4 protein-coding genes are annotated in these 3,680 nt (G+C 41.4%); 3 read left to right on the top strand and 1 reads right to left on the bottom strand.

Annotated features, from left to right (window positions below; all coding sequences use genetic code 11):
* Positions 1–91 precede the first annotated feature (91 nt).
* On the bottom strand, positions 92–319 hold the full coding sequence (locus tag N4A56_RS08605; protein WP_295546560.1) for a helix-turn-helix transcriptional regulator: 228 nt from the start codon (positions 317–319) through the stop codon (positions 92–94).
* A gap of 62 nt (positions 320–381) precedes the next feature.
* On the opposite strand from N4A56_RS08605, the gene N4A56_RS08600 reads away from it, so the two are divergent.
* The 3 genes from N4A56_RS08600 (at position 382) to N4A56_RS08590 (ending at position 3,536) form a co-directional block, all read left to right on the top strand.
* Positions 382–954 (top strand): helix-turn-helix transcriptional regulator, encoded by a 573-nt coding sequence (locus N4A56_RS08600; protein ID WP_295546558.1) that lies wholly within the window; start codon positions 382–384, stop codon positions 952–954.
* 146 nt (positions 955–1,100) lie between these two features.
* Positions 1,101–2,174, top strand: a complete 1,074-nt coding sequence (locus N4A56_RS08595) for a nucleoid-associated protein (RefSeq protein ID WP_295546557.1) — start codon at positions 1,101–1,103, stop codon at positions 2,172–2,174.
* Positions 2,175–2,177: 3 nt separating this feature from the next.
* Positions 2,178–3,536: a hypothetical protein gene (locus tag N4A56_RS08590; protein WP_295546556.1), complete on the top strand. Its 1,359-nt coding sequence runs from the start codon at positions 2,178–2,180 to the stop codon at positions 3,534–3,536.
* Positions 3,537–3,680: the final 144 nt, after the last annotated feature.

The following is a 3,680-nucleotide window of genomic DNA, read 5'->3' as shown; positions in this document are numbered from 1 at the left end:
GCGGGAATGGTATGTTTGTTTTCCATGTAAATTCCTCAGAAGTTAGGCGAAGTATATACTCACTTTCCCCTACCTTTACTGGCATCAAATGCTACAATCGTGTATCTGCCATCTGTTTTTGCTGCCCAAAAATATCCGGTCGTAATTCTGGCAGCGGAATACCCAACTTGGCGTGATACCGCAGCGCTGCCTCGCCACCGATTCGTCGTTCGCCTTTGCAGTGTCGAAGAACGACGGATCGGTCTAACGAGCAACGCCGAGCAATCTCCGCAAAAGTGACCTTGTGATCTCTTCGATATTCTTCAATTACGCTTTTCATTACAGAATGATGCCACAAGACATCTTAAAAAGACAACCCTATTTTTTTACACAGGACAGAAGATGCCACAAAACAGCATAAAAAAAGATAAAAAAGCACGCATGGCTAAATACGATCCAGAAAATGCCCATGCGTGGAATATCATTCTTGCTGAAGTAAAGAAGCTTAAAGCATCAGGACTGAGGCAGCATGAAATTGCTAAAAAAATGGGAGTAAACAAAGATACCGTATCTCGATGGCTAAGCGAGGAAAGAGGCGGGGAACGCACTACGTTTGGCGCAATGCTGCGTTATGCAGACGCGCTAAAAATCCCGTATAACGAACTGTTACGAGACAACACATTCGATACGTCCACAGCACAAACCGTAACCGCATACGATCTTGCGGTAAAGAACGTGCTGGAAGAATTTGCACACGATTCTGACGTAACAATTTCAGACATTGCTAAAAAAGCCAATCTCCCGGCTATAGAAATAAACGCCGTATTTAACGGAAGCTTGCCACTCTCACCAACAATCATGAATGCCGTTTGTTCGGCAGTCGAAGTTGGAGAGTCAATGGTTCACAAACGCGCAACAAAAAAATTGGAACAAGAACAAAAAGACACTACTGCTAGCGCTGTACGAACAGCATAAGGGTTATTCGCGGGGGCGGCTCTACAAAGCCGAGGGAGCGGTATTGTTCTGAAACACACACCTATTTACGTCTGATTTATTAGCCTCATACACGTAGTGATGATTCACCGACTATCACTCTTACGCCTCACCTACAAGGACTGTGAATGACAACAACTACTGATTCAAGAGAAAAAATGCAAAACAACTACCGCGCAATTGTACATAAAATTGATACCGAACAATTTTTCGAAGATTGCGAAGTAACTCTGCGTGATGCACCGCTACCGCCTGATCAAACAGTAACCAACCTCCTCTCAGAAATTTTAAAGCTCTACAACCGGAGGATCGGCAAGGGACTCGGAGTATTTAATAAAAATCAAGACTTGAGCCGCTTTAGCGTACGCTTAACTGAATACCTTCAGCATCCTGATGATGACTCCTTCACGGTCTTTACGCGTCACGCAATGAGCCTGCTCAAAGCACAAATGGAAAAACAAGAACTATCAACAGGTGGCTATGTTGTTTTTGCACACATTGGAACCAATAATGGAACCAAAAGAATTCTTGCCGCTATGCTGCGTGATAAGGTTGGTAGTGCCATCGATGACGACTTAAATGTTACACAAAGAATTCATCTTGATTTAGACAAACTGCATGTCTGTTGCGAAGTAAAAATAGATGGATGGATAAAAAATGAAGGTCAGTACCTATCCTTCATAAAAGGTCAAGCTAGTAACAGCACACCCAAATACTTTTTAGACTTTGTAGGCTGCGATGAATTTTCGGATGCAAAAACCCAGACAGAAGAACTGCACCGCGCAGCTAAGGACTATTCCGCGAAACATATCCCGCGCGAAGACAGAGTCAATTTTTATCGTAAGATAACAAAGTACTGTGAAGAAAAACTTCATGAAAACAAAGCTGTTTTCCTTGACGATCTTTCTAGACACCTAAACGAAGAACTTCCGCTGCATTTCCTTGAATTTATCAACGAACATGATTATAAAATAAGTACAGGATTTGAGCCAAACAAAAACTCTCTTAAAAAATTTAAGTGGATAGGTGGACAGAATGACAGCATGAGCCTTCGCTTTGAGGCTAGGCTACTTACCAGCAAGAAGGTTCTTCTTAAAAAGGGGAACAGCACCCTTCGATTAAACGACGATGCCTTAGTAATTTTCAACCCTCCACAAAAAATTGTTGATCAAATCGATGAAATCAACCGTGAAGAAACATAAATAATGTCCAATTACTCAGATGCCAAGCTACTGCTGGAACAAGCAAGCAGCATTAATATACCTGACCAGACGAGTGGCGAATCAACTCTCGTACTGCAATGCACAGCGGATAATTACTCCGCCCTATACAACTTGGCATCTGAGGAAATAGTTACTGAAATTGCAATCAACGACAAAACGATTCTTCATGCAACTGACTATTCAAGAGCTGAACTCATAGGAGAAAATATTACGGTACTCATCGAATCAGATCGTATACCAGGAATTTACTTCAACTTTAAAGATTTTTTATCTATTCAAACCAATTTAGATAGACCTGCTAGCCGCTTTTATGTAATTGAAGAAAAGCTCAGCAATGAAGACACCCACACACCTTCGGTTGCCTCATACTACTCAATCCATAATTTCAAAAATGTATTACTAAAACTGTCTGACCTTCCAGCAAAGCTTACGAATGACCTTTCATACGTATACTTTAACGGGCTTTCAGCCGTTGATTTCTCTCTTAATTTCACCAAAGAAGATCTTCATGACTGCACCGAGCTAAATGCCTTTCTAGAACACGGCTTTTCTGACACCCACGAGCAAGAGCAAAAAGTCATCTTCAAAAAAGTTGTTACAAAATTTGCCCTGCAACAACCTGATCAAAACAAAAGATTTTCATACATTCTATCTAAATTTAAAGAAATATATTGCGACTACCAAGATGAGTACCACACATTCATCTACAACTTTTCCATTGATAAGTTAAAAGAAGACATTGAAGACAACAAGCTAGCCCTTACAGAGAAGCTATCAGGAACCCTTAGTACCTTACAGCAAACAGTTATCTCACTACCAATAGCAATTGCCTTTATTGTAGGTAAAGTTGATTGGAATACTCCGTACGCGCTATCAAATATGGTGCTTCTCTTTTGCTTCTACCTGTTTTCGTTTTATTTCTTTTTTTCTGCAAGTAACCACAAACGATCTCTTCGACTTGTAACCACAGAGATTGATCGGCAGTTGACAGTACTAACAAGCAAAGCTCCTGCCTTAAAAGAGTCACTAGGCAAGCCTTTCACGGAGCTTAAAACTAGGGCACGTTGGCAAAAAATATTTAGGATAGGAATTGGTAGCGCGTTATGGATTAGCCTGCTTTCTTTCACGCTCCTTATCTTTTTTTACCCACAACTAACAGAACTACATGAACGACTCTACCCTTCCGCTGTAAAGACTGTAGAGACAACTACTGCACAGAAAGCAATAAACGCCCCTGTAGTGCCTGCTAAACCAACTTTAAAGCCCCTTCCAACCAAAGCGCCATCTGAGCTTACGCCCACAGAAACAAATCAGAATGTCTCTTCTCAATCAACTGAATAACGCTTGCCTCATTGACGCACACTACAACCTGTACTATTATCTGTACAGGTGCAACAAAGGAGGCAACCATGCCATACGCAATAACATACACAGAAGCACGTCAAAACCTATCATCAACCATGGATAAAGTCTGCGACACGCACG

Source organism: Halodesulfovibrio sp. (assembly GCF_025210605.1).
GTDB lineage: Bacteria > Desulfobacterota > Desulfovibrionia > Desulfovibrionales > Desulfovibrionaceae > Halodesulfovibrio.
The sequence above is the reverse complement of the archived record's forward strand: the minus strand, read 5'-3'. Positions and strand labels throughout refer to the sequence as shown.

Excerpts from the sequence above, each read along its gene's own strand:
- N4A56_RS08605 (WP_295546560.1), bottom strand. The coding sequence starts at position 319 with ATGAAAAGCGTAATTGAAGAATATCGAAGAGATCACAAGGTCACTTTT.
- N4A56_RS08600 (WP_295546558.1), top strand. The coding sequence starts at position 382 with ATGCCACAAAACAGCATAAAAAAAGATAAAAAAGCACGCATGGCTAAA.
- N4A56_RS08595 (WP_295546557.1), top strand. The coding sequence starts at position 1,101 with ATGACAACAACTACTGATTCAAGAGAAAAAATGCAAAACAACTACCGC.
- N4A56_RS08590 (WP_295546556.1), top strand. The coding sequence starts at position 2,178 with ATGTCCAATTACTCAGATGCCAAGCTACTGCTGGAACAAGCAAGCAGC.